This window comes from Sphingomonas sp. 77B (assembly GCF_056497825.1).
Window position 1 is genome coordinate 1,586,407 of record NZ_JBWMBY010000001.1, and the last position, 23,461, is coordinate 1,609,867.

16 protein-coding genes are annotated in these 23,461 nt (G+C 66.3%); 13 read left to right on the forward strand and 3 right to left on the reverse strand.

Annotated elements, in window-relative coordinates; genetic code table 11:
• The first annotated feature begins 62 nt into the window (after positions 1–62).
• The 4 genes from AC1GI4_RS07380 (at position 63) to AC1GI4_RS07395 (ending at position 7,125) form a co-directional block, all read left to right on the forward strand.
• Positions 63–1,343 carry an MFS transporter gene (locus AC1GI4_RS07380; protein WP_479629102.1) on the forward strand — a complete coding sequence of 427 codons (1,281 nt, stop codon included), beginning with the start codon at positions 63–65 and terminating at the stop codon, positions 1,341–1,343.
• Positions 1,343–2,422, forward strand: coding sequence for a LacI family DNA-binding transcriptional regulator (locus AC1GI4_RS07385; protein WP_479629103.1), 1,080 nt, complete (start codon positions 1,343–1,345; stop codon positions 2,420–2,422). Before AC1GI4_RS07380 ends, AC1GI4_RS07385 begins: the two co-directional genes overlap by 1 nt.
• 198 nt (positions 2,423–2,620) lie before the next feature.
• Positions 2,621–5,116 (forward strand): TonB-dependent siderophore receptor, encoded by a 2,496-nt coding sequence (locus AC1GI4_RS07390; protein WP_479629104.1) that lies wholly within the window; start codon positions 2,621–2,623, stop codon positions 5,114–5,116.
• Positions 5,116–7,125: a glycoside hydrolase family 97 protein gene (locus tag AC1GI4_RS07395; protein WP_479629105.1), complete on the forward strand. Its 2,010-nt coding sequence runs from the start codon at positions 5,116–5,118 to the stop codon at positions 7,123–7,125. Before AC1GI4_RS07390 ends, AC1GI4_RS07395 begins: the two co-directional genes overlap by 1 nt.
• A gap of 204 nt (positions 7,126–7,329) precedes the next feature.
• Here AC1GI4_RS07395 and AC1GI4_RS07400 read toward each other — a convergent pair whose 3' ends face one another.
• A complete protein-coding gene (locus AC1GI4_RS07400) occupies positions 7,330–10,083 on the reverse strand; it encodes a TonB-dependent receptor (protein WP_479629106.1) in 2,754 nt (917 codons plus the stop codon).
• Between the two features lie 211 nt (positions 10,084–10,294).
• Between AC1GI4_RS07400 and AC1GI4_RS07405 the strand changes: the two genes are divergently transcribed.
• The 9 genes from AC1GI4_RS07405 (at position 10,295) to AC1GI4_RS07445 (ending at position 20,417) form a co-directional block, all read left to right on the forward strand.
• Positions 10,295–11,581 carry a DUF2254 domain-containing protein gene (locus AC1GI4_RS07405; protein WP_479629107.1) on the forward strand — a complete coding sequence of 429 codons (1,287 nt, stop codon included), beginning with the start codon at positions 10,295–10,297 and terminating at the stop codon, positions 11,579–11,581.
• A gap of 15 nt (positions 11,582–11,596) precedes the next feature.
• Positions 11,597–13,528, forward strand: a complete 1,932-nt coding sequence (locus AC1GI4_RS07410) for a BCCT family transporter (RefSeq protein WP_479629108.1) — start codon at positions 11,597–11,599, stop codon at positions 13,526–13,528.
• A 208-nt stretch (positions 13,529–13,736) separates the two neighbouring features.
• Positions 13,737–16,547 (forward strand): monovalent cation/H+ antiporter subunit A, encoded by a 2,811-nt coding sequence (locus AC1GI4_RS07415; RefSeq protein ID WP_479629109.1) that lies wholly within the window; start codon positions 13,737–13,739, stop codon positions 16,545–16,547.
• Positions 16,544–16,891, forward strand: coding sequence for a Na+/H+ antiporter subunit C (locus AC1GI4_RS07420; protein WP_479629110.1), 348 nt, complete (start codon positions 16,544–16,546; stop codon positions 16,889–16,891). Before AC1GI4_RS07415 ends, AC1GI4_RS07420 begins: the two co-directional genes overlap by 4 nt.
• Positions 16,888–18,411: a monovalent cation/H+ antiporter subunit D gene (locus tag AC1GI4_RS07425; RefSeq protein ID WP_479629111.1), complete on the forward strand. Its 1,524-nt coding sequence runs from the start codon at positions 16,888–16,890 to the stop codon at positions 18,409–18,411. The genes AC1GI4_RS07420 and AC1GI4_RS07425 overlap by 4 nt, the downstream gene beginning before the upstream one ends.
• Positions 18,408–18,896, forward strand: coding sequence for a Na+/H+ antiporter subunit E (locus AC1GI4_RS07430; protein WP_294274225.1), 489 nt, complete (start codon positions 18,408–18,410; stop codon positions 18,894–18,896). The genes AC1GI4_RS07425 and AC1GI4_RS07430 overlap by 4 nt, the downstream gene beginning before the upstream one ends.
• Complete coding sequence (locus AC1GI4_RS07435) at positions 18,893–19,162, forward strand: K+/H+ antiporter subunit F (protein WP_294274228.1); 270 nt, start codon at positions 18,893–18,895, stop codon at positions 19,160–19,162. The genes AC1GI4_RS07430 and AC1GI4_RS07435 overlap by 4 nt, the downstream gene beginning before the upstream one ends.
• Positions 19,159–19,593, forward strand: a complete 435-nt coding sequence (locus AC1GI4_RS07440) for a Na+/H+ antiporter subunit G (RefSeq protein WP_294274231.1) — start codon at positions 19,159–19,161, stop codon at positions 19,591–19,593. The genes AC1GI4_RS07435 and AC1GI4_RS07440 overlap by 4 nt, the downstream gene beginning before the upstream one ends.
• Entirely contained in the window at positions 19,590–20,417 is an 828-nt protein-coding gene (locus AC1GI4_RS07445; protein WP_433909816.1) for an undecaprenyl-diphosphate phosphatase, read from the forward strand. The genes AC1GI4_RS07440 and AC1GI4_RS07445 overlap by 4 nt, the downstream gene beginning before the upstream one ends.
• On the opposite strand, the gene AC1GI4_RS07450 is transcribed toward AC1GI4_RS07445, so the two are convergent.
• Both AC1GI4_RS07450 and guaA read right to left on the reverse strand, forming a co-directional pair.
• Complete coding sequence (locus tag AC1GI4_RS07450) at positions 20,401–21,663, reverse strand: spinster family MFS transporter (RefSeq protein WP_479629112.1); 1,263 nt, start codon at positions 21,661–21,663, stop codon at positions 20,401–20,403. The genes AC1GI4_RS07445 and AC1GI4_RS07450 overlap by 17 nt on opposite strands.
• A 228-nt stretch (positions 21,664–21,891) precedes the next feature.
• Positions 21,892–23,445, reverse strand: a complete 1,554-nt coding sequence (gene guaA, locus AC1GI4_RS07455) for a glutamine-hydrolyzing GMP synthase (RefSeq protein ID WP_479629113.1) — start codon at positions 23,443–23,445, stop codon at positions 21,892–21,894.
• Between the last annotated feature and the right edge of the window lie 16 nt (positions 23,446–23,461).

Consider the following 23,461-nt stretch of genomic DNA (forward strand, 5'->3'; position numbering starts at 1 on the left):
GATAGAACGTGCGACCGCCGAGCGCCTTGAGCGTGCAGGCAAAATTGTGGATGGCGTGAGCCATGGGACTATCGAAGCGCATCAAGGGACTGGACCTTAGCGTCGGTTATCTCGGGTTGCAGATCGCATTTGGTATCCAGAGCGCCAGTCTGAGCCGCGTGTTCCAGGGATTGGGGGCCTCGGTCGACCAGCTAGCCGTCCTCTGGCTGGCGGGGCCGGTGACGGGGCTGCTGGTGCAGCCCGTCGTCGGCGCGATCAGCGATCGTCATGGCGGTCGGTTCGGGCGGCGGCGGCCCTATATCCTAATATCGGCCCTGCTGGTGATCGCCGCGCTGGCCGCCTTGCCGATGGCAACGTCGCTCATGGTGGCGGTGGTGGTGGTCTGGGGTCTTGAGGCGGCGATGAATGCGCTTCATGCGCCCTATCGCGCGCTGGTGGCCGACACGCTGCCGCCCGAGGATCAGGCGAGCGGCTATGCCATGCAGACCGTCTTTATCGGGCTGGGGGCGCTGGCCGGGGCCTGTGCGCCGATCCTGCTTGCCTTGGGCGGCTGGTCGAACGTCGCCCAGCCGGGCCAGACTGCGCCGTCGATCCGGGTGGCGTTCCTCGCGGCGGCGCTGGCGGTGGCGCTCGCGGTAGGCTGGACGGTGGCACGGGTGCGCGAGCCGGTCGCGACTCTCACGCCACGGCATGATCCGTCGGTGAGGCCTGACCGCTGGACCGGCTTCGCCGCACTCTGGCGGGCGCTGCGTCCGGTGGCGGCCATCCAGTTTCTCAGCTGGTTCGGGCTCTATCTGCTATGGGTCTATGCCACGCCGGTCGTCGCGGCGCAGTTGTACGGCGCGACCTCGCCCTTCGATACGGCCTATGCCCGGGGGGCGGACTTTGTCGGGATACTTTTCGGAATTTATAACGGCGTGGCCGGGCTGTTCGCCTTTCTACTGCCGGGGCTGTTCCGGCGGTTCGGGGTGACGCGGGTCCATGCGGCGGCGCTGGTGGCGGGCGCACTGGGGCTGGCCGGCGTGGCACTGGCCTCTCATCCCGCCGGACTGGTCGCCTGCGCCGTGCTGATCGGCATCGCCTATGCCTCGATCCTGAGCGCCCCCTTCGTTTTGGCCGGGCGGGCGGTTTCCAGCGCGACGGCAGGCATGTTCATCGGCGTCATGAACATCTTCATCGTGGTGCCCCAACTGGTCGCGGGGCTGAGCATGGGCTGGGTCATCGCGCACGGGCTGGGCGGCGTGGCCTGGCCCGTCCTGCCCCTGGCGGGCGGGCTGATGGCGATGGGGGCGGTGCTGAGCCTGTGCCTGTCGACCATGGACGAGGACGCGATCCCAGCTTAGTGCAAGCTAATGCAAATATCGATTCGATCGTGGCGCGGGTGAAGCGGGGCGGGCCGACGCTGGGCGGGATCGCGGCGGAAACCGGGGTGTCGGTCGCGACCGTGTCACGGGTACTGACCGGACATAGCGCCATCAGCGAGGAGACGCGCGAACGGGTGCTGAGCACCGCCGACCGGCTTGGCTATGTCCATGTGCCGCAAAAGACACGCCGCGCCGTCCCGTCGCTCTCGGAGCAGATCTGCCTGGTCGTGCCGGTCGCGACTGCACATGGCAGCCAGCTGGCCAATCCGTTCGAGCTGGCGCTGATCGGCGGGATCGGCACGGCCCTGCGCGAGCGGCGGCGCGACGTGTCGATCGTGTGGCAGACCCCCTATGACGATGCGACGCTGGCGCAGTTCCTGGATCAGAGCGCTTATGCGGGCACGATTTTCCTGGGCCAGTCGCAGTTCCACGATACGCTCAACCTCTATGCCGATCTAGGCAAACCCCTAGTGGCTTGGGGTGTCGAAGTGGCGGGGCAAAGCTATTGCTCGATAGGTAGCGACAATCACGAGGGCGGATTTCAGGCGACCGCGCATCTGCTTCGGAAAGGGCGGCGGCGCATCGCCTTCATCGGAGCGACGCCGCCCATCGCCGCCGCCCGCACGCCCTTTTCGCAGATTGCGATCCGGCTGGACGGCTATCGCGCGGCGCTGGAGGCGCATGACGTCGCGTTCGACGCGGCCATGGTTCAGACGCCGACCGCCGGGCGGTTCGAAGGGGCCGAGGCGGTCGACAATCTGCTGGAGCGGGGCATAGCCTTCGACGCAATTGTCGCGGCGTCCGACTTGGTGGCGCTGGGCGCGATCCAGACGCTGCGCCAGCGCGGCCTGCGCGTGCCCGAGGATGTGGCGGTGATCGGCTATGACGATATCGACGCCGCCGCGCTGTCGACGCCGGGACTGACCACCATCCGGCAGGATGTGATCAAGGCGGGCAATCTGCTGGTGTCCAAGCTGTTGCGCATAATCGACGGCCACCGCGCCAAGTCCGAACGCCTGCCGACCGATCTGGTGATTCGCGAGTCGTGCGGACGTTGACTGCCGAATCAACCATGCAAAATTATAGTCTTCATCAACCCCAAGCGACTGATACAGATGGCTTATTCAAAGCGATACTGAGCAAGCCAATGTAAATTGCAATCGTTTGTATAAATTGATTGCATAAGTTTGCAGATAGGATCAGTTTCCCTTCCATCAGGCGGATCGCCCGTAAGAGGCGTCTAGGAGGGGATTATCATGCGTGCATGTCGTTTGGCGTTGATGGCTTCGGTTGCCTGGATGGCGCCGCTCGCCCCCGTACTCGCCCAGTCGAACGAGGCTGCGAACCAGCCTGCGGCTCAGCCCGTCGCGCCACCCGAGCCCGATGCAGCGCAGGGCAGCGATTTGGGCCTGAACGAGATCATCGTCACCGGCACCCGCACGGGCACGCGCAAGTTCGAGACGTCCTACGCCATCACCACCATCGACCCGCAGGCGATCGCGCAAAAGGCCCCGTTGGGCATTGCCGACCTGATCGCCTCGACGCCGGGCATCTATGTCGAAAGCTCGGGCGGCGAGGTCGGCAATAACGTCTATTCGCGCGGTCTTCCGGCGGACAATTATCGCCATCTCCCGCTGCTGGAGGACGGCCTGCCCGTGTGGGAAGAGGGCGCGGGCGCCTTCACCAATGCCGACGAGTTCTTCCGCGTCGATGCGACGGTCGACTCGCTCCAGATCGTGCGCGGCGGCTCGGCCTCGATCACCGCGTCCAACGCACCGGGCGGCGTCGTCAACGTCCTGACCAAGCGCCCGACCCGTACGCTCCAGGGCATGGTGAAGGGCGAAGTCGGCGACTGGGATCATTACCGCATGGACGCCAATGTGTCCGGCCCGTTGACCGACCGGCTGTCCTTTGCGATCGGCGGCTTCTATCGCGAGGATAACGGCCTTCGGAACCCCGGCTTCACCGGCAACCAGGGCGGGCAGTTCCGGGTCGGCCTGCAATATGATTTCGCCGACACCGGCTCGCTGTTCGTCAGCTATCGTAAGCTGGACGACAAGAACATCTTCTACACCGCCATCCCGCTCGCCAGCCCGTCTCAGGGCCTGCCGGGGTTGGATGCCGGCACCGGCACGCTGGTCAACACGGCCTTTGCCCGACTGACCGTGCCCGACGGCAGCGGTTCGTTCGACAAGCGGGTGGACCTGACCCAGGGCATCCACACCGATACCGATACCTTCACCGCGATCTTCAACAAGCCGCTGGGCGACGGGTGGGAGGTCAATGACCGTGCCCGCTATACGACCGGGACAGTCGACTTCAACGGGCTGTTCAGTTCGGGCATCACGACGTCGCAGGACTTCCTGACGAGCGCGCTGGCCCGGTTGCAGGCCGCCCGACCCGACACCGTGTCCGCCGTCTATCGCGACGCCAGCAACGGCCAGACCGTCGCCGCCGCCGACCTCGGCAACCAGCTGGCGCTGACCCAGAGCATCTTCAACACGGTCGTCAATGTCGAGAATGTGATCAACGACCTGAGCGTCACCAAGAAGCTCGACACCGGCATCGGTCGCCACACCCTGACCGCAGGCTATTATTTCAGCCATTTCAAACAGACGCAGAATTGGAACTGGAACGACATATTGGTCGAGGCGATCAACCGCCCGCGCTATTTCGACGTCGTCGGCCTGAACGCGGCCGGGCAGCAGACCGTCGCGCTGACCAAGAACGGCCTGCTCAACCTGCACAGCAACCTCCAGCGCTTTCGTGACCAGGTGACGATCAACGCCTTCTACATGACCGATGCGTGGCAGGTCACCGATGCGCTGCGCATCGATCTGGGCGCGCGCTATCATCACGTATCGAAGCAAGGCACGATCGCGCAGACCACACGCGCCAATCTGGGCGATGCGACGACCATCGCCGACGACAATGTGCTGGTCTTTACCGGTGCGACGACACCCTATCGCTTCAAGACCGGGCAATGGGCCTTTTCAGCGGGCGCGAATTACGAGTTCGACAAGCGGGTCGCGGCCTTTGCCCGCTACAGCCGCAGCTTCCGCGTGACGCCGGAGTTCGTGCAGTGGTTCGGCGGCGCGCCGGTCGAGAACCGGATCGATCTGGTCGAAGGCGGGCTGAAATATGCCACCCGGCCCTTCTCGGCTTTCGTCACCTTGTTCTATAACAAATTTCCCAACATCGCCTTCCAGACGATCGTGGCGGGCCCGAACGGCCAAGCGCAGACGATCAACCAGACGGCGGCGGCCGAGTCCAAGGGCGTCGAGGTCGAACTGTCATTGCGACCGATCGACTTCTTCGAGCTGGCGGCGAGCGGGAATTATCAGAAGATCACCTACACCAGCTTCGCAGGGCAGGATGCGAGCGGGCCGTTCGACTTCAGCGGCAATCAGATCGTACGCCAGCCGCAGGTTCAGGTGTCGGTTCGCCCGACGCTGCATCTGCTGGGCGACCGGGTGAACATCTTCGGTGAGGCCGCCTATACCGGCAAACGCTATGTCGATGTGGCCAACACCATCGTGCTGCCGAGCTATACCGAGGTGCGGCTGGGTGCGAATTGGAAGGTCACCGACGCGCTCCAGGCGCAGGTGGTGGCGACCAACCTGTTCAACGAGGTCGGTCTGACCGAAGGCAATCCGCGTGCGGGCTCGATCATCGGGGTTCGGGAAACCGCGTTTCAGGGCCGCCCGATCTTCGGCCGCCGCGTCCGCGCCAGCCTTACCTACAGCTTCTGATGCGCAAGCGACTGGGCATGATCGTCAGCCTTGCAGCGATGATCGCGGCGACCCCGGCCTTGGGACAGGCATGGCAGACCGTCACCTCACCCGATGGCCGCATCTCGGTCGATGTGGCGGTGGACAAAGGCGAGGCGGTGTACCGCGCCCGCTATGACGGCAAGCCGATCCTCGATCGGTCGCGGATGGGGTTCCGGTTCAAGGATGCCGCGCCGCTCGACACCGGGCTGACGCTGGTCGCAAGCCGCCCGACCGCGCTCGACCGCCCCTGGACCCAACCCTGGGGCGAGCGGCGCCAGATGCGCGAGCATTATCGCGGGCTGGTCGCGACGCTGGCCGCCGCCGATGGCCGCCAGCTGGGCGTCGAGTTCCGCGTATTCGATGACGGCTTCGGCTTTCGCTACACGCTGCCCGGCACAGCGGAGCAGCCGCTGGTCGTCACCGACGAGGAAACCGAGTTCCACTTCGCGCAGAATTACCGCGCCTGGTCGATCCCGGCCTATCGCGAGAAATATAGCGAATATGAATATAGCCGCTCGGCGCTATCGGCGATCCAGACCGCGCAGACCCCGCTAACGCTGGAGGGCGACGGCGTGGCGATGGCGGTGCACGAGGCGGCCTTGGTCGACTTCCCGTCGATGAACCTGCGCATGCCCGAGGAGAATAGCCGCACGCTGAAGGCCGACCTGTCGCCCTGGTCCAATGGTGACCGGGCGCGGACGCATGGCGGCGCGGTGACGCCGTGGCGCGTCGTGATGGTCGCCCCCGATGCCGCGCATCTGGCGGACTCGACCATCGTCCTGAACCTCAACGAACCCAATCGGCTGGGTGACGTGTCCTGGATTAAGCCGGAGAAATATATCGGCATCTTCTGGGCTATGCATACCGGCCTGCTGACCTGGGAGCCTGGGCCGAAGCTGGGCGCGACCACCGCGCGCGCCAAATCCTATATCGACTGGGCGGCAAAGCACGGCATTCCGGGCGTGCTGGTCGAAGGGTGGAATATCGGCTGGGACGTGCCGGAATGGTGGAAGAACGGCCATTCACGCTTCGTTTTCGACCGCGCGCAGCCTGCCTTCGACATGGCAGAAGTGTCGGCCTATGCCCGTGCCAAGGGAGTGGACCTGATCGGTCATCACGAAACCGGCGGACAGGTGAAGGATTATCTGCGCCAGCTGGAACCAGCGCTCGACTATTACGACCACTACGGCGTGCGTTCGATCAAGCTGGGCTATGTCGGCACGCGGCTGGACGAGACGGAATGGCCCGACAGCCAATATGCCGTGCAGAGCCTGCAAAAGGTGGTCGAGGCATCGGCGCGGCACCGCATCGCCATCTTCCCCCACGAGCCGGTCAAGGATACCGGCCTGCGTCGCACCTGGCCCAATCTGATGAGCCGCGAAGGCGCGCGGGGACAGGAATATAATGGCGGCAGCCCGGACAGCGGCAACGCGCCCGACCATACGACCATCCTGCCCTTCACCCGGCTGTTGTCGGGACCGTTCGACTATACACCGGGCGTGGTGCATTTCGACTATCGCGCGACGCGGCCGGACAATCGCGTGCCCTCGACCATCGCCAACCAATTGGCGCTGTATGTCGTGCTGTACAGCCCGGTGCAGATGGCCGTCGACCTGCCCGAACATTATGACGAGCACGCCGACGCCTTCCGCTTCATCCGCGACGTTCCGACCGACTGGGAGGACAGCCGCACGCTGCAGGGGAAGATCGGCGAATATGCCGTCGTCGCGCGGCGCGATCGGAACAGCCCCGACTGGTATCTGGGCGCGATCACCAGCGACACGGCGCGCCGCCTGACGGTGCCGCTCGACTTTCTGGACAAGGGCGCGCGGTACGAGGCTACCATCTATGCCGACGGCCCCGGTGCCGACTGGCGCACCGCCCCGGAAAAGCTGGCGATCCGGCAGCAGATGGTGACCGCCGGAGACCAGCTGTCGCTCGATCTTGCTTCCGGCGGTGGGCAGGCCATCCGGTTTCGAAGGCTTTAGGCTGATCCACTCATGGGAAACGGCAGGGGCTGGCTTCAGCTTTGAGTGCCATCACGGGCGCCACGCATCACGCAGCACCCACGCCACGTCACGCCACGCCACGCCACGTTATCAGGTTAGGATCATCGGGTTTCTCAGCCCGAACAAGCCGAGTGGCGCAGACCGCTGTCCCAGCGCGCGCCACTCATCCACCGCCAACCTTCCTCACCAGCGCGTGCGCAGCGTCAGGCCATAGGTGCGCGGCTCCGCCAGATAGGACCCGAACAGCGCGTTGGCCGTCGCGTAGTTCGGCGCGCCGAAACGCTGGACTTGCGACAGGCTGCTTGAACCCTGGAACGGCATGTTGAAGGCGACCTGCTGGTAATTGGTGTTGAGGATGTTCTGGCCCCAGAATTCCAGCGCCCAGCGCTGATCCTTGCCGTGCAGGCCGATGCGCGCGTTCATCAGGAAGAAGCCGTCCTGCGTCTTCTCGATGAACAGGTCGGAGCCGGTGTTATAGTCGCTGGTCAGACGGCCATCGACATAGAAGAGCGCGGTCATGCCCGTGCCCGCGATCGGCGGCGTCCAGCTGGCCGAGGAGGTCGCGACATGGCGCGGTGCGTTCGACATCATGTTGCCGGGCAGCAGGAACAGCGCATTGCTAAGCGGCTCGCCCGCATCGCTGCCGACCAGATTGCGCGCATAGTTGGTATGGGCATAGGTATAGGCCAGATTGACGGTGACGTCGGGCACGGGGAACAGGCCCGCTTCCAATTCGACACCCTGCGTGACGACGCCCGCCTTCACCTTGCCGGGGCAGCGGCCGGTGTTGGGGGAGTCGTCGCGATCGGCACCGCCCAGATCGGTGCTGCACGCGCTGATATTCTGGACGATATAGCCGGTGCCGTTGAAGGTGTTCAGCTGGAAGTTCTTGAACTCCGAGCGGAAAGCGGCGGCATTGAGGGTGAAGGTGCGCGAGGTGAACTTCACGCCCAGCTCATAGGCATTCACCGTCTCCGGATCGAAGCGCAGATTCGTGACCGAGGCCGCCGTCGGCGCCGCATACACATTCGGGGTCAGGTCCGACCGCTCCAGATTATAACCGCCTGCCTTGTACCCGCGCGCATAGGAGCCATAGACTAGGGTGCTGGCCACCGGCTTCCACGAAATGACGGCGGTGCCGGTGAACTGCCCCTCGCTGATCGCGTCGGACAGCGGCAGCCCGGAGAGCGCGGAGGAGGAGTTGCCATTGCAGCTCAGCGTGACGATCCCTCCGGCCAGGTTCGCCAGCGTCGCATTGCCGCTTTGCAGGAACGGACGAAGCGCGGCCTGTTGCAGCGGGCAGGCGGTGTTGTTGTTCTCGAAGCTGGCGCCCAGCGTCTTGCGCTCATGGGTGTAGCGAAGGCCGCCGGTCAGGCTGAGCGTGTCGGTCAGCCGATAGATATTGTGCGTGAAGAACGCGTAGTTGGTGCTGGTCTGGTCGTAGAGATCGCGCAGCGCACCGACATTGTTGATCGTGCTCAGCCGGTCGATGGTCCCGATCAGCTGCGATCCGAGCGTGCTGGTCAGGACCGCGCGCCCCGCCCCGCTCAGGCAGCCCGGATTGGCCGGGTTCTGCAACGCCGCCGCCGGATTGATCGAGGCGACGACACGGCAAGCGGCAAAGGCGCCATATTGCGAACCGAAGATCAGATTGTCCGAAACCTGAAGGTCCTCATGCGCGAAATAGCCGCCGACCAGCCAGTCGAGCCGGTTGTTGAGGATCGAGCCGCTGAGGCGCGTTTCCTGCGTGAAGGTCTTGAACTGGCGATAGGCGCGGCCGTTGTCGGGCCGGTCGATGATGTCGACATTGCTGTAATCGACATCGCCCGCGCCGCCCGCCTTATATTCGCGGTAAGCGGAGATGGAGATCAGCTGGACCTTGCCGATATCCCAGCCGACGCGCGCCGAGACGCCGTAATCTTCGGTCACGTTGGAATAGGCATGGCCCGGCGTCTGCGCGATCCGGCGATTATAGGGGTCGCCCGCGCTGGGCAGGACGCCGCCCAGGCTGCGCAGGATGTTGACGATGCGGTTCTGCGGATTGATCGCCGCATCGCCCGGTACGCCGGGCGTCGGGTCGATCTTTTCGCGCGTGTCGATATAGACCGCGCCGCAGCATTTCTCGTCACGATGCGTATAGTCGCCGATCAGGCGGATCGAGAAATCGTCGCTCGGCTTCCAGAACAGCTGGCCGCGCACGAAAACACGGTTGCGGTCGTTATAGTCGGTCTTGTTGATGACGTCGTAGAGAAAACCGTCGCGCTTGGCGTAGACACCGTCGACGCGGAAGGCGAGCGTATCGCCGATCACCGGCCCGGTGACCGCGCCCGCAACGCGCACGGCATTGTAATTGCCGTAGCTGACCTCGCCATAGCCGCCATATTTGAACTGCGGATATTTGGTGTAGATGCTGATTGCACCCGCCGAAGAGTTGCGCCCCGACAGCGTGCCCTGCGGCCCGCGCAGCACCTCGATCCGCTCCACCTCGCCCAGGTCGTTGAGGCCCGAGCCGGTACGGCTGCGATAAACGCCATCGATGAAGACCGCGACCGAGCTCTCCAGGCCGGGATTGTCGCCCACCGTGCCGATGCCGCGGATGCGCGCCGTGGCGTTCGCCTCCGAGCCGGTCGAGCTGACCAGCAGCGATGGCGCCAGCTGGGTCATCTGGCGGATATCGGTCGCCCCCGAATTCTGCAGGGCGACAGTGCCATAGGCGCTGACCGCGATCGGCACGCTCGACAGGCGTTGCGAGCGACGGGTCGCGGTGACGACGATGTCGCCGTTCTTGGGAGATTCGGCGTCGGGCTTCTTCTCGTCCGCCTTGTCCTTGGGCGCAGGGGCCACCGAGCGCAGGCCCTGCGCCGATGCCGTACCTGCGAACGCCCCCGTCACCGTCAGCGCCGCCGTCGATGCCAGCAGCCAACCCCAATGTCGCATTCTCACTCCCCCGAACCCTGCTTGTTCTGGCGGAAGCGATAGACGAATAGTCATACCGGCTGGTTAAGCCGGTACAGGTACAGGAAAATATCCGTCCCGGCACGGCCATGGCTCGAATGGCCCCGTCGGTCGTTATCGGAAGCATGGCTGCCCCGATCCCCGTCCCGGCATTTTCGGGATACCGACCGAACGCCGATCCAGGAATGCCCGCATGAGGCGGTGGCAGTGGGCGCTGCGGCTGGTCACGCGGCGCATGTGGTTTCGCGCGGCATTGTTCTGCGTCTTTGCCGTGGCCCTTGCCTTGGCGAGTGCGCTGGCCGGGCACATGATCTCCTACAGCTTCGCCGCCAGGATCGGGTCGAAATCGGTCGACGGGATCCTCAACCTGCTGGCCTCCTCGATGCTGGCCGTCACGACCTTCGCGCTGACCGCGATGGTGCAGGCCTATTCGGGTGCGACGAGCAGCATCACGCCGCGCGCCGTCCAGTTGCTGATCGACGACAGCACGTCCCAAAACGCGTTGGCGACCTTCCTCGGCAGTTTCCTGTTCGCGATCGTCGGCATCATCGCGCTGTCGACCGGCATCTATGGCGAAACGGGGCGCGTCATCCTCTATGCCGGGACCATCCTGGTCGTCGTGCTGATCGTCGTGACGTTCCTGCGCTGGATCCAGCATATCGTCCGTTTCGGTCGCGTGTCCGACACGATCGACCGAGTGGAGCGCGCCGCCATCGCCGCCGTCCGTGCGATGGTGCAGCCGCCACGCTTCGGCCCTGCCAAGGGACCATCCTTCCCGGACGGGGCAAGCCTGCTCCATCACACCGATATCGGCCGCATCACCCATGTCGATCTCACCCAGATCGGAGAGGTCGCGGCATCGATCGGGGGTGACATCCATCTGGTCGGTCTGCCGGGCCTGCTGGTCGACCCGGCACGGCCGCTGGCCTGGGCGCCGGTTCCTATCGACGAACAGGCGGCGTGCCGGATCAGGGACGCTTTCACCATCGAACACCACCGCGCCTTCGATCACGATCCTCGATTCGCGCTGGTCGTGCTGGGCGAGATCGCGGCGCGCGCGCTGTCTCCGGCGGTCAACGATCCCGGCACCGCCATTGCCGTGATCGAGGCGGGGACGCGGGTGCTCGCCGCCATCCTGCGCCACCGCCCGGACCCGGAATGGACGCCGCCCGTCAGGGTGATCGTGCCGCCCTTCGCCTTTGCCGACATGATAGAGGACATGTTCCGCCCGATCGCCCGCGACGGCGCCGCCACGATCGAGGTCGGGGTCCGGCTGCAAAAGGCGCTCGCCGCGCTGGCCGTGATCGAGGCACGCGCGCGTGGCGATTGCCATGCCGAGGCCCGCGACGCGCTCGATCGCGCCCTGAGCGAGCTGACCAGCAAGCGCGACACGACCGAGTTGTCGCAACTCCATCGCCAACTGTGGAGCCACGAGATGCCCCCGCCGTCCGCCGCCCCATTCGCCATTCCGGCCCGCTGATGATAACCTGTTGATATGATGAAGAGTGAGATCAACCCGCGCGTCTTCTGGGGCGCCTCCGGGATCATCGCGCTGCTGCTGGTGACGACGCTTGCCATGCCGGGCACCGCCGATGTCGCGTTCAAGGCGGCGCAGGCCTGGGCGATCGACACGTTCGGCTGGTTCTATATCTCGGCGGTGGCGGTGTTCCTGGTCGTGGTGCTGGCGCTGGGTTTCGGCCCGGCGGGCAAGCTGAAGCTGGGGCCGGACGATGCCGAGCCCGACTTTCCCTATCTGTCCTGGCTGGCGATGCTGTTCGCGGCGGGCATGGGCATCGGCCTGATGTATTTCGCGGTCGCCGAGCCGATCCAGCATTATATCTCGCCCCCCGACGCGCCTAGCGGCACCATCCTGGCCGCGCGCGAGGCGATGGCGATCACCTTCCACCATTACGGCGTCCATGCCTGGGCGATCTATGCGCTGGTCGGCATGAGCCTGGCCTATTTCACCTATCGCAAGGATATGCCGCTGACATTGCGGTCGGGCCTGTCGCCGATCCTGGGCAAGCGGATCAACGGCCCGCTGGGCGATGCGATCGACATCTTTGCGGTGTGCGGCACGGTGTTCGGCGTATCGACCTCGCTGGGCTTCGGCGTGTCGCAGATGACGGCGGGCCTCAATTACGAATATGGCCTGCCCGACACGATTTCGGTCAAGATCGTCGTCATCGTGCTGGTCATGGGCGCCGCAACCCTGTCGGTGCTGAGCGGGGCGGATCGCGGCATTCGTCGCCTGTCGGAACTGAACCTGACGGTCGCTGTCCTGCTGATGCTGTTCGTGCTGGCGGTCGGGCCCACCCTGTTCCTGCTGCGCGCGCTGGTGCAGAATTTCGGCCTGTATCTCGATCATTTCGTCAAGCGCACCTTCACCCTCTACGCCTATGAACCGCGCGCCTGGATGGCGGACTGGACGCTATTCTATTGGGCGTGGTGGATCGCCTGGTCGCCGTTCGTCGGCATGTTCATCGCACGCATCTCGCGCGGGCGGACCATCCGTGAGTTCGTGATCGGCGTGCTGTTCGTGCCGACCGCCTTTACCTTCCTGTGGATGACGGTGTTCGGCAATACCGCGATCTCGCTCGACCTCGGACTGGCGCATGGCGGGATCGCCGATGCGGTGCAGGCCAATCTGTCGACCGCCCTGTTCAAGTTCCTGGAATATCTGCCTGCGGCCAGCGTCACCTCGACGCTGGCGATCATCCTGGTCGCCATATTCTTCATCACCTCTGCGGATTCGGGCGCGCTGGTCATCGACACGCTCGCCTCGGGCGGCACGGAGGAGACGCCGCGTTGGCAGCGTATGTATTGGTGCGTGCTGCTGGGCGTCACCGCCACGCTGTTGCTGATCGCGGGCGGCCTGGGCGCGTTGCAGTCGGCGACCCTGCTCGCCGCCCTCCCCTTCTGCTTCGTCATGCTGCTGCTGGCGGTGGGGCTGGTGCGCCAGACCAATGCCGATCTGGCGGGCGTGACCTTGCCCGGCGACGGCCCGGCGATCAGCGAGCGGATCAAGCGTCTGATCGTGCCCGCCCGACGCGCCGACATCCTCACGCAACTCAAGGCGCAGGGCGAGCCCGCGCTGCAATCGGTGCAGGAGGCGCTGGAAGCAGAAGGCTGGACCGCCAGCGCGCTGGATTCGACCGACGACAAGGTGAAACTGACCATCACCGCCAGGGACGGCCGCCTGTTCACCTATCGCCTGTCGCCCCGCTCGCGCCCCCTGCCCGCCTATACCGCGCTGGACGCCCCGGAAGGCCGCCGCAGTCTTGCCTGGATGCTGGCCGCGCAGACCAATGGCGAGACGGGGTTTCGCGACCTGACCGGCTTTACCGTCGGACAGATCGCCAACGACGTGCTGAACCAGCTGGAACGGTGGCGGCTCGCCGAGATCAAGCCGGGCATGGCGCGCTGACACGCGCGGTGTCCTTGCCGGGTTGTGAAGTTTCCCCTGCCTGTGCCATAGATTACGCGGGTGTTCGCGGAATCTGGCGCGGGCAGGGTCTCTCGTTGGTCGGGCCGCCAGCGGCGAACCTTTATGCCCGGAGTATCGGCTTGCCCGATTCCCTTCCCATGTCCCTCGCGCGTCGCCATGCCCCTCCGATCGGCAAGGGGGAATTCCCGTGGCGCTGCTGATCCTGATCGCTCTGCCGTTCGTGGCGGTCGTGCTGCTGATGCTGACCCGTCGGGCGCAACGCGCCGTCCATATACTGATCGCCGGTGCCGGTAGCGCGGGCGGTCTGGCGGTACTGCTGACCCAGGCGGGCGCGGTGCTGTCCGGCACCACGCCGAGCGTGCGGCTGGCCTGGATACCGGCGCTTGGTCTCGACTTCGCTCTATGGCTCGATCCGCTGGCGCTGCTGTTCGCCGGGCTGATCCTGGGCATCGGCCTGCTCGTCGTGATCTATGCGCAGGGCTATCTGGGCAAGGACGAGCCGACGGCGCGGTTCCTGGCCTTTCTGATGCTGTTCCAGGGGGCGATGGTCGGCATCGCTGTGTCCGGCAACATCCTGTTGATGCTGGTCTTCTGGGAGCTGACGAGCCTGTCCTCCTTCCTGTTGATCGGCTTCTGGCGCGACAAGGCGGAGGCACGACAGGGGGCGCGGATGGCGCTGACCATCACCGGCGGTGGCGGGCTGGCGCTGATCGCGGGGCTCGTCCTGCTGGGCAAGGCGGCGGGCAGTTACGATCTGGCGACGATCCTGTCGCGGGTCGATCTGGTCCAGGCCTCGCCGCTCTACCCTACGATCCTGATCCTGGTGCTGGCGGGGGCGTTCACCAAGTCGGCGCAGTTCCCGTTCCATTTCTGGCTACCCCACGCCATGGCCGCGCCGACCCCGGTCAGCGCCTATCTGCATTCGGCGACGATGGTGAAGGCGGGCGTGTTCCTGCTCGCCCGGCTATGGCCGGTACTCGCGGGGACCGAGCTCTGGTTCTTCCTCGTCGTCTCGGCCGGGTTGGCGACGATGGTCTTCGGCGCGGGCGTCGCGCTGTTCCGCCACGACCTGAAGGCGATCCTGGCCTATTCGACGATCAGCCAGCTGGGGTTGATGGTCATGCTGCTCGGTTTCGGCACGGGGGCGGCGGTGACGGCGGCGATCTTCCACATCCTGAACCATGCCGCGTTCAAGGCGGCGCTGTTCATGCATGCCGGGATCATCGACCATGAGACGGGCACGCGCGACATAAGGCGGCTGGGCGGGCTGGCCGCGATCATGCCGCTGACCGCGACGCTGGGCGTGCTGGCCGCCGCCGCGATGGCGGGGTTGCCGCCGCTCGGCGGGTTCATCTCCAAGGAGATGATGCTCGAACAGAGCGCGCATACGCTGTGGGGCGGGCAGGTGCTGCTGGTGCCGGTGCTGGCGACGATCGCGGCGATGCTCTCGGCGGCCTATTCGCTGCGCTATGCGGTGGCGCTGCATTTCGGCGCGCGGCGCACCGGCGAGGTTGCCGCCCCGCACGATCCGGGCGCATGGCTGCTCGGGCCACCCGCGATCCTCGTCGCGCTCGCCCTGGCGCTGGGACTGTTGCCTATGGCCTTGGCGGGACCACTGGTTGCGGCGGCCAGCGCGGCGGTGATCGGGGGCGTCCGGCCGGAGCTGCATCTGGCGCTATGGCATGGCCTCAACCCGGCCTTGTTCATGAGCCTGGGGGCGGTGGCGGCGGCGATCCTGCTCCTGTGGCGTTACCGAAGTGTGGCGGCACTGACGGCGCGCCTGCCCTCGCCCGATGCCAAGCGCCTGTTCGACCGGGCGATGACCACCGCCGTCGACGGATTGCGTCGCCTGTCCGGCATCATCCATGCCGCTTCGCTGCAACGCTATCTGGTCGTCCTGTTCGTCGTCGTACTGGCGCTGGGCGGAGAAGCGGCCTGGCGGTTCGGCATCGCCGCCGGATCGCGCGCGACGACGCCCGCCTCGCCGGTCGCGATCGTCGCCTGGGCGGCGCTGGTCGTCGCGACGGCGGCGGTCGTCATGGTCGACCGGCGCCGCTATCTCGCGCTGGTCTTCATCAGCGTCATCGGGCTGGTCATGGCGCTGGCCTTTATCCACCTCTCCGCCCCCGACCTCGCGCTCACCCAGATCGCGGTGGAGGTGGTGACGATCCTCCTCATGCTGCTGGCGCTGCACCTGCTGCCCGGCCAGCCGCCGCGCCTGTCGGACGTGCCGCGCCGGGTCCGCGACGCCGTGATCGCGATAGCGGGCGGGATCGGCACCGGCTGGCTCGCCTGGACGATCATGACCCGGCCGGAGCGTTTGGGCATTTCGCGCTTCCACTGGGACCATAGCTATTCGGGGGGCGGAGGCACCAATGTCGTCAACGTCACGCTGGTCGACTTCCGCGCCTTCGACACGCTAGGCGAGATCACCGTGCTGGGGATTGCGGGTCTGACCCTCTATGCGCTGCTGGAGCCCGCCGCGCGCGGCGTGGCGGGGCGGCGATTGCGCGAATGGCGGTCGCAGGACCGTTTCTCGCCCGAGCGGCACCCGATGATGTTCGTGATGGCGACGCGCCTGCTGCTGCCGCTGGCGCTCCTGGTCGGGCTCTACATCTTCCTGCGCGGGCATAACCAGCCGGGCGGCGGCTTCATCGCCGCGCTCGTCTTCTCGATCGCGATCCTGCTGCAATATCTGGCGTCCGGGTTCGACTGGACCGACACACGCCGCAAGTTCGGCGAGCATCAGCTGATCGGAACGGGTGTGCTGATCGCCGCCGCGACGGGGCTGGGCTCGCTGCTGTTCGGCGCGCCCTTCCTGACGAGCAGCTTCACCCATGTCCATCTGCCGCTGATCGGCGAGTTCGAGCTGGCGACCGCGATGCTCTTCGACCTGGGCGTCGCCTGTGTCGTGGTCGGCGCGGTATTGATGGCGCTGGCGCAGCTCGCCCATGTCGCGCAGCGCGCCGCCAAGCATGAAGGGGAGGAACGGCCATGAGCCTGGAGTTTCTGGTCGCCTCCGCCATCGCCGTGCTGGTCGCGGGCGGCATCTATCTCGCGCTGCGGGGGCGGACCTTTCAGGTGGTCCTCGGGCTGACCCTGTTGTCCTATGCGGTCAACCTGTTCCTGTTCGCGATCGGGCGGCTGGTCGTCGACCGGCCGCCGCTCTGGGCCATGGGCGTGACCGATCATGCCGATCCACTGCCCCAGGCGCTGGTCCTGACCGCGATCGTCATCACCTTCGGCATGACCGCGCTGACCGTCATCCTCAGCTTGCGCAGCTTTTTGGAAAGCGGATCGGACCAGGTCGACGGCCTGGCCGAGCCGGAGGACAGGCGATGACGCCGCTCGATCACCTGATGGTCGCGCCGATCGTGTTCCCCGCGATCATCGCGTCGCTCACCATGCTGCTGATGCGGCGGCACCGGACCACCGCCCTTGCCGTGTCGCTGGGCGGCGCCGTCGCGATGCTGGTCGTGGCCATCGCCCTGTTCGCGATGGCGCAGGACGATGCGATCCGCAGTTACGCACTGGGCGACTGGCCCGCGCCGTTCGGCATCGTGCTGGTGCTCGACCGGCTTGCCGCGACGATGCTGCTGCTGTCGGCGGTGCTGGGCAGCGTGGTGCTGGCCCATGCGGTCATCACCGGCGCGGATCGGAGGGGCTGGCATTTCCACCCCCTCTTCCACTTCCAGCTGATGGGATTGAACGGTGCGTTCCTGACCGGCGACCTGTTCAACCTGTTCGTGTTCTTCGAGGTGCTACTGATCGCCTCCTATGGCCTGATGCTGCACGGCCAGGGTGCGCTGCGGCTGAAGGCGGGCATTGCCTATGTCGTGGTCAATATCGTCGGCTCGGCGCTGTTCCTGATTGCGCTGGGGCTGCTCTATGGCCTGACGTCGACGCTCAACATGGCGGATCTGGCGGTAAAGGTTGCCAGGCTGGGGGCGGAGGATCAGGGGCTGCTCCGCATCGCCGGACTGTTGTTGATGGCGGTGTTCGCGCTGAAGGCGGCGGTGGTGCCGATCCATCTCTGGTTGCCGCGCACCTATGCCGCGACGATGCCTGTCGTCGCTGCGCTCTTCGCGATCATGACCAAGGTCGGCGTCTATGCGATGATCCGCACCGTGCCGCTGATCTTCGGCGCGCAGGCGGGTGCGGCAGCATGGGTGCCCGCGCCTTGGCTGCTGCCCGCCGCGATGCTGGGCGCGGTGCTCGGCTTTGTCGGCGTGCTGGCGGCGCGCGGAATGCGCGAGCAGGCCGCGTTTGCGGTCCTGGCTTCGACCGGCACATTGCTGATGCCCGTGTCGCTGTGGCGCGAGGCGACGCTGGCCGCCGCGCTGTATTACATGGTGCAGGCGGTACTGGCCGGAGCGGCGCTGTTCCTGGTCGCCGACGTGACGATGCGGCGGCGCGGCCAATATGCCGATGCGATCGTACCCGGCCCGCGCTTTGCCGGACAGGATGCGGCCGGGCTGCTCTATCTGGTCGCGGCCGTGGCGGCGGTCGGGCTGCCGCCACTCGCCGGGTTCATCGGCAAGCTACTGATCCTCGACGCCAGCTTCGCCACGCCGGGATGGCCGGTGATCTGGGCGACGATCCTGGCGAGCACATGGATCGGCGTGATCGGCTTCTCGCGCACCGGCTCGACGCTGTTCTGGAAAGCCGCCCCGCCCGAGGCCGACGCCATTGCCGGCACCATCCGCTCGCGCGCCGAGTTTATCGCCCCCGTTTCGCTGCTCGCCCTGCTGGTGCTGCTCACCGTCGCCGCCGGATGGGTGACGGCCCAGACCCGCGCCACCGCCGCGCAGGTCATGGCCCCCTACCACTATGTCGCCGCGATCCTGGGGGCGAAAGGATGAAGCGCCTGCTCCCCCATCCTGGGCTGTCGGCGATGCTGCTGATCGTCTGGTTGCTGATGGCGAACAGCATCACCGTCGGCGGCATCATACTGGGCAGCCTCTTCGCACTGATCCTGCCCAAATTCACCGAGCCCTTCTGGCCCGACCGCCCCCGGATGCGCTTCCGCGGCGCGTTTCTCGGCTATCTGGCGATCGTGATCTTCGACATCGTCGTCGCCAATTTCCAGGTCGCCGGGCTGATCCTGTTCCGCCGCAACCGGGACTTGCGCGCGCGCTGGCTGGTGGTGCCGGTCGAACTCTCCACGCCCGAGGCGATCACGATGCTGGCCGGCACGATCAGCCTGACGCCCGGCACCGTATCGTCCGACGTGTCGGCGGATGGCCGCTACCTGCTGGTCCATGCGCTCGACGTCGCCGACGAAGCCGCTGAGGTCGCACGGATCAAGTCCCGCTACGAAGCCCGGCTGCAACGGATATTCGCATGATCGCCATTGCCCTCCACATCGCGGCAGGCTGTATCGCGCTGGCGCTGCTGCTGAACCTCTGGCGGCTGTTGCGCGGGCCTGCGCTGGGCGACCGGATCATGGCGCTCGACACGATGGTCATCAACGCCATCGCCCTGATCGTGTTGATCGGCATGATCGGCGGCAACGACACCTATTTCGAGGCCGCACTGCTGCTCGCCATGGTCGGGTTCGTCAGCACCATCGCCTATTGCAAGTTCATCCTGCGCGGGGACATTGTCGAATGAGCGCGATCGCAGAGAGTGCCGCCGATATCGCCGTTACCCTCTTGTTGCTGCTGGGCGGCGGTTTCGCGCTGATCGGCAGTTGGGGACTGGTCCGCCTGCCCTCCACGATGGAGCGGCTGCACGGGCCGACCAAGGCGACGACCCTGGGGCTGGGCGCGCTGCTGCTCGCCTCGGTCGTCTATTTCCAGGCACGGCTTGGCATCTGGACCGCGCATGAGCTGCTGATCTCGCTCTTCCTGTTCATCACCGCGCCGATCTCGGCCAATATGATCGCCAAGGTCCATCTCCACCGCGCACGCACCCGCCCCGCGCAAGAGCCCGAGGGCATCGCCGGGCCCCCGCCCCGGCCGAACGAGGCGGGCGACTGGGCCACCTTTCAGGCCCCGCGCGACGCCCCCTCCCCGACAGACAAAGGTCGCAATTCAGAATGATTTGGTTGGAAGCCCTGTTCCTAGGGCTGTTGCAGGGTATCACCGAGTTCCTGCCGGTATCGTCGAGCGCGCATCTCCGTATCGCGGGCAGCCTGTTGCCCTCCGGCAGCGATCCGGGCGCGGCCTTCACCGCCATCACCCAGATCGGCACCGAAGCGGCGGTGCTGCTCTATTTCCGCAAGGACATATGGCGCATCGCGATGGCGTGGCTCGGCGCGGTGATCCGCCGCCCCGCCACCCTGTCGCCCGATGCGCGTATGGGGTGGCTGGTGATCTTGGGCACTTTGCCGATCGCGATCCTGGGCCTGGCGTTCAAGCATCAGATCGAAGGCGATCTGCGCGACCTGCGCATCACCGCGACGATGCTGATCGTCTTTGCCCTGGTGCTGGGTGCAGCGGATCGGCTGGGCGCCAAGCGCAAGCCGCTGGAGCGGCTGGGATGGCGCGACGGACTGATCCTGGGCTTTGCGCAGGCGATGGCGCTGGTCCCCGGCGTGTCGCGATCCGGCGGGACGATCAGCGCGGGGCTGTTGCTCGGCTATACCCGCGAGGCGGCGGCGCGTTACTCCTTCCTGCTGGCGATCCCGGCGGTGCTGGCGTCGGGCCTTTTCGAGTTGGCCGATAGCTGGGGGCGGTTCGGGGCGTTCGGCCCGGGGCCGACCCTGCTCGCCACGCTTGTTGCCTTTGCCAGCGGATACGGGGTGATCGTCGTCTTCCTGCGGCTGGTATCGACTCGCGGCTATTGGCCCTTCGTGATCTATCGCATCGTGGCAGGTGCGGCGGTGTTTGCGCTGCTCGCCCTGAACGTCATTCCGGCGCGCTAGGCCGATCCACCCAGTCGCGGCGCAGATGCGGGCCCGCCAGCCCGACCAGCAGCGCCGCGACCGCGTAAAGCCCCAGCCCGGCCAGCATCGCATAACGCAGCGCGTCCGTCCCATAGAGCGGCGTCAGTGCATCGGACAGCGCGCCCAGTGCATAGATGCCGCCGCCCAGCCCGATCAGATTGTTGACGAGCAGGAACAGGGCAGCCGCGGTCGCGCGCTCAGGCGGCTCGACCAGATGCTGCACCGCCGACAGCACCGGCCCCAGCCAGGCATAGGACAGCGCCTGGGGCAGCAGGAACAGCGCAAAGGCGATGCGCACGTCCCCGCCATGGATGCCGCCCGCGAACAGCGGAATGCTGACCAGATAGGCGATGGCCGGGACATAGCCGAACCACGCCCGGTCCCGCGCGCCCAGCCGATCCGCCAGCCAGCCGCCCGCCAATATGCCGCCGACACCCCCAACCAGCAGCAGACCTGCCAAGAAATGCGAGGTCGCGATCAGGTCCAGCCCGAAGCTGCGCCGCATCAGGCTGGGCAACCAGAAGGCCAGGCCATAGCCGATCATCGACCCGCTCGCCGCACCGAAGGATAACAGCCAGAAGGACGGCTTGCCCACCAGCGTGCGCGCGACCGTAGCGAAAGCGGAGTTGCTCGCGGCCGGAGTCGCCTTCGGCCCGTCGCGGACGATCCGGCGGACCAGCGGCGCGACCAGTATTCCGGCCAGCCCGACCACCATGAAGGCCACGCGCCAGTTTACGCGCGCGGCGATATAGCCGCCCGCCAGCACTCCGGCCGCCGAACCCAGCGGGATGCCCAGCGAATAGAGGGACAGCGCCAGCGCGCGGCGGCGCGGCGGGAAATGCTCGCTGATGATCGCATAGGAGGGCGCGACGCCCCCCGCCTCCCCGATCCCGACGCCCAGCCGCGCCAGAAATATCTGCCAGAAACCCGTCGCAAGCCCGCACAGCGCGGTAAAGCCGCTCCACAGCACGAGCGAGCCGGTAACGACCCAGCTCCGGCTCGTCCGGTCGGCCAGCCACGCCAGCGGCACGCCAAGCGTCGAATAGAGCAGCGCGAAGGCGATCCCGCCGAGCAATCCCAATTGCCGGTCGCTCAGCCCCAGTTCCTGCTGGATCGGCGCGGCGAGGATCGCCAGGATCTGGCGGTCGACGAAGTTGAAGATGTAGACGACGAGCAGCATCGCCAGCACCAGCCGGGGGCGGGTGGATTGGGTTTTCATCGCCATAAACCAAATTCCTCCCCTTGCAGGGGAGGGGGACCATGCGCAGCATGGTGGAGGGGTGTCCCCGCCCGATCATGAAGCCCGACTTCGCCAGCCGGGACACCCCTCCGTCAGGGCTTCGCCCTGCCACCTCCCCTTACAGGGGAGGATAAAACACCCTCTATGTCAGCGGTGCCTGGCGGCACCGAATAACCAAGCCGCAGCCCCGCCCCGCGGGGCCGCGAGCCTTGGTCATTCCCACTCGATCGTGCCGGGCGGCTTGCTGGTGTAGTCGTACACGACGCGGTTGATGCCCTTCACCTCGTTGATGATGCGGGTCGTCACGCGCGGCAGGAAGTCGCCGGGGAAGTCGAAGGCTTGCGCGGTCATCCCGTCGACCGAGGTCACCGCACGCAGCGCCAGCACTGAGTCGTACGTGCGGCCATCGCCCATCACGCCGACCGAGCGCACCGGCAGCAGCACCGCAAAGGCCTGCCAGATCGCGTCGTACAGACCCGCCTTGCGAATTTCTTCGAGGTAGATGGCGTCCGCCTTGCGCAGGATGTCGCAACGCTCGCGCGTCACTTCGCCGGGGATGCGGATCGCCAGGCCGGGTCCGGGGAACGGATGGCGACCGACGAACACATCCGGCAGGCCCAGCTCACGACCCAACACGCGAACCTCGTCCTTGAACAGCTCGCGCAGCGGCTCGACGAGCTTCATGTTCATGCGCTCGGGGAGCCCACCGACATTGTGGTGGCTCTTGATCGTCACCGACGGGCCGCCGGTGAAGCTGACGCTCTCGATCACGTCCGGATAGAGCGTGCCCTGCGCCAGGAATTCGGCCCCGCCGATCTTCTTGGCCTCGGCCTCGAACACGTCGATGAAGGTCTTGCCGATGAACTTGCGCTTGGCCTCGGGGTCGGTGACGCCCGCCAGACCGTCCATGAACAGGTCCTGCGCGTCCACATGGACGAGCGGGATGTTGTAGTGGCCGCGGAACAGGCTGACGACCTGCTCGGCCTCTCCCTGGCGCAGGATGCCGCCATCGACGAACACGCAGGTCAGCTGGTCGCCGATCGCCTCATGGATCAGAAGGGCTGCGACCGACGAGTCGACGCCGCCCGACAGGCCGCAGATCACCTTGCCACTGCCGACCTGCTCGCGGATTTCGGCGATCTTGGCGGCGCGGAACTCGGCCATCGTCCAGTCGCCCGAAAGCCCCGCGACGTGGCGGACGAAATTGGCGATCAGCCCGGCGCCGTCGGGCGTGTGCACGACCTCCGGGTGGAACTGCATCGCATAGATGCGGCGTTCCTCGTTGGCGATGATCGCGTAGGGCGCGCCGGGGCTGGTCGCGACGACCTGGAAGCCGGGGGCGAGCGCGGTCACCTTGTCGCCATGGCTCATCCACACCTGATGCCGCTCGCCGGTCTTCCACAGCCCGTCGAACAGGGTGCATTCGCCCTCGACGGTGATGAAGGCCTCGCCGAACTCGCCGCTGTCGCCCTTCTCGACCTTGCCGCCCAGCTGATGGGTCAGCGCCTGCTGGCCATAGCAGATGCCCAGCATCGGCAGGCCGCTGTCGAGGATCGCCTGCGGGATACGCGGGCTGTTCTCGTCCACCACAGAGGCGGGGCCGCCCGACAGGATGACCGCAGCGGGATTGATCCGCGCAAAGGCCTCGGCGGCGGATTGGAAGGGCACGATCTCGCTATAGACCCCCGCCTCGCGCACGCGACGCGCGATGAGCTGGGTGACCTGGCTGCCGAAATCGACGATGAGGATGCTGTCCGGGTGCTCCATGGCGACCCGATAGCGA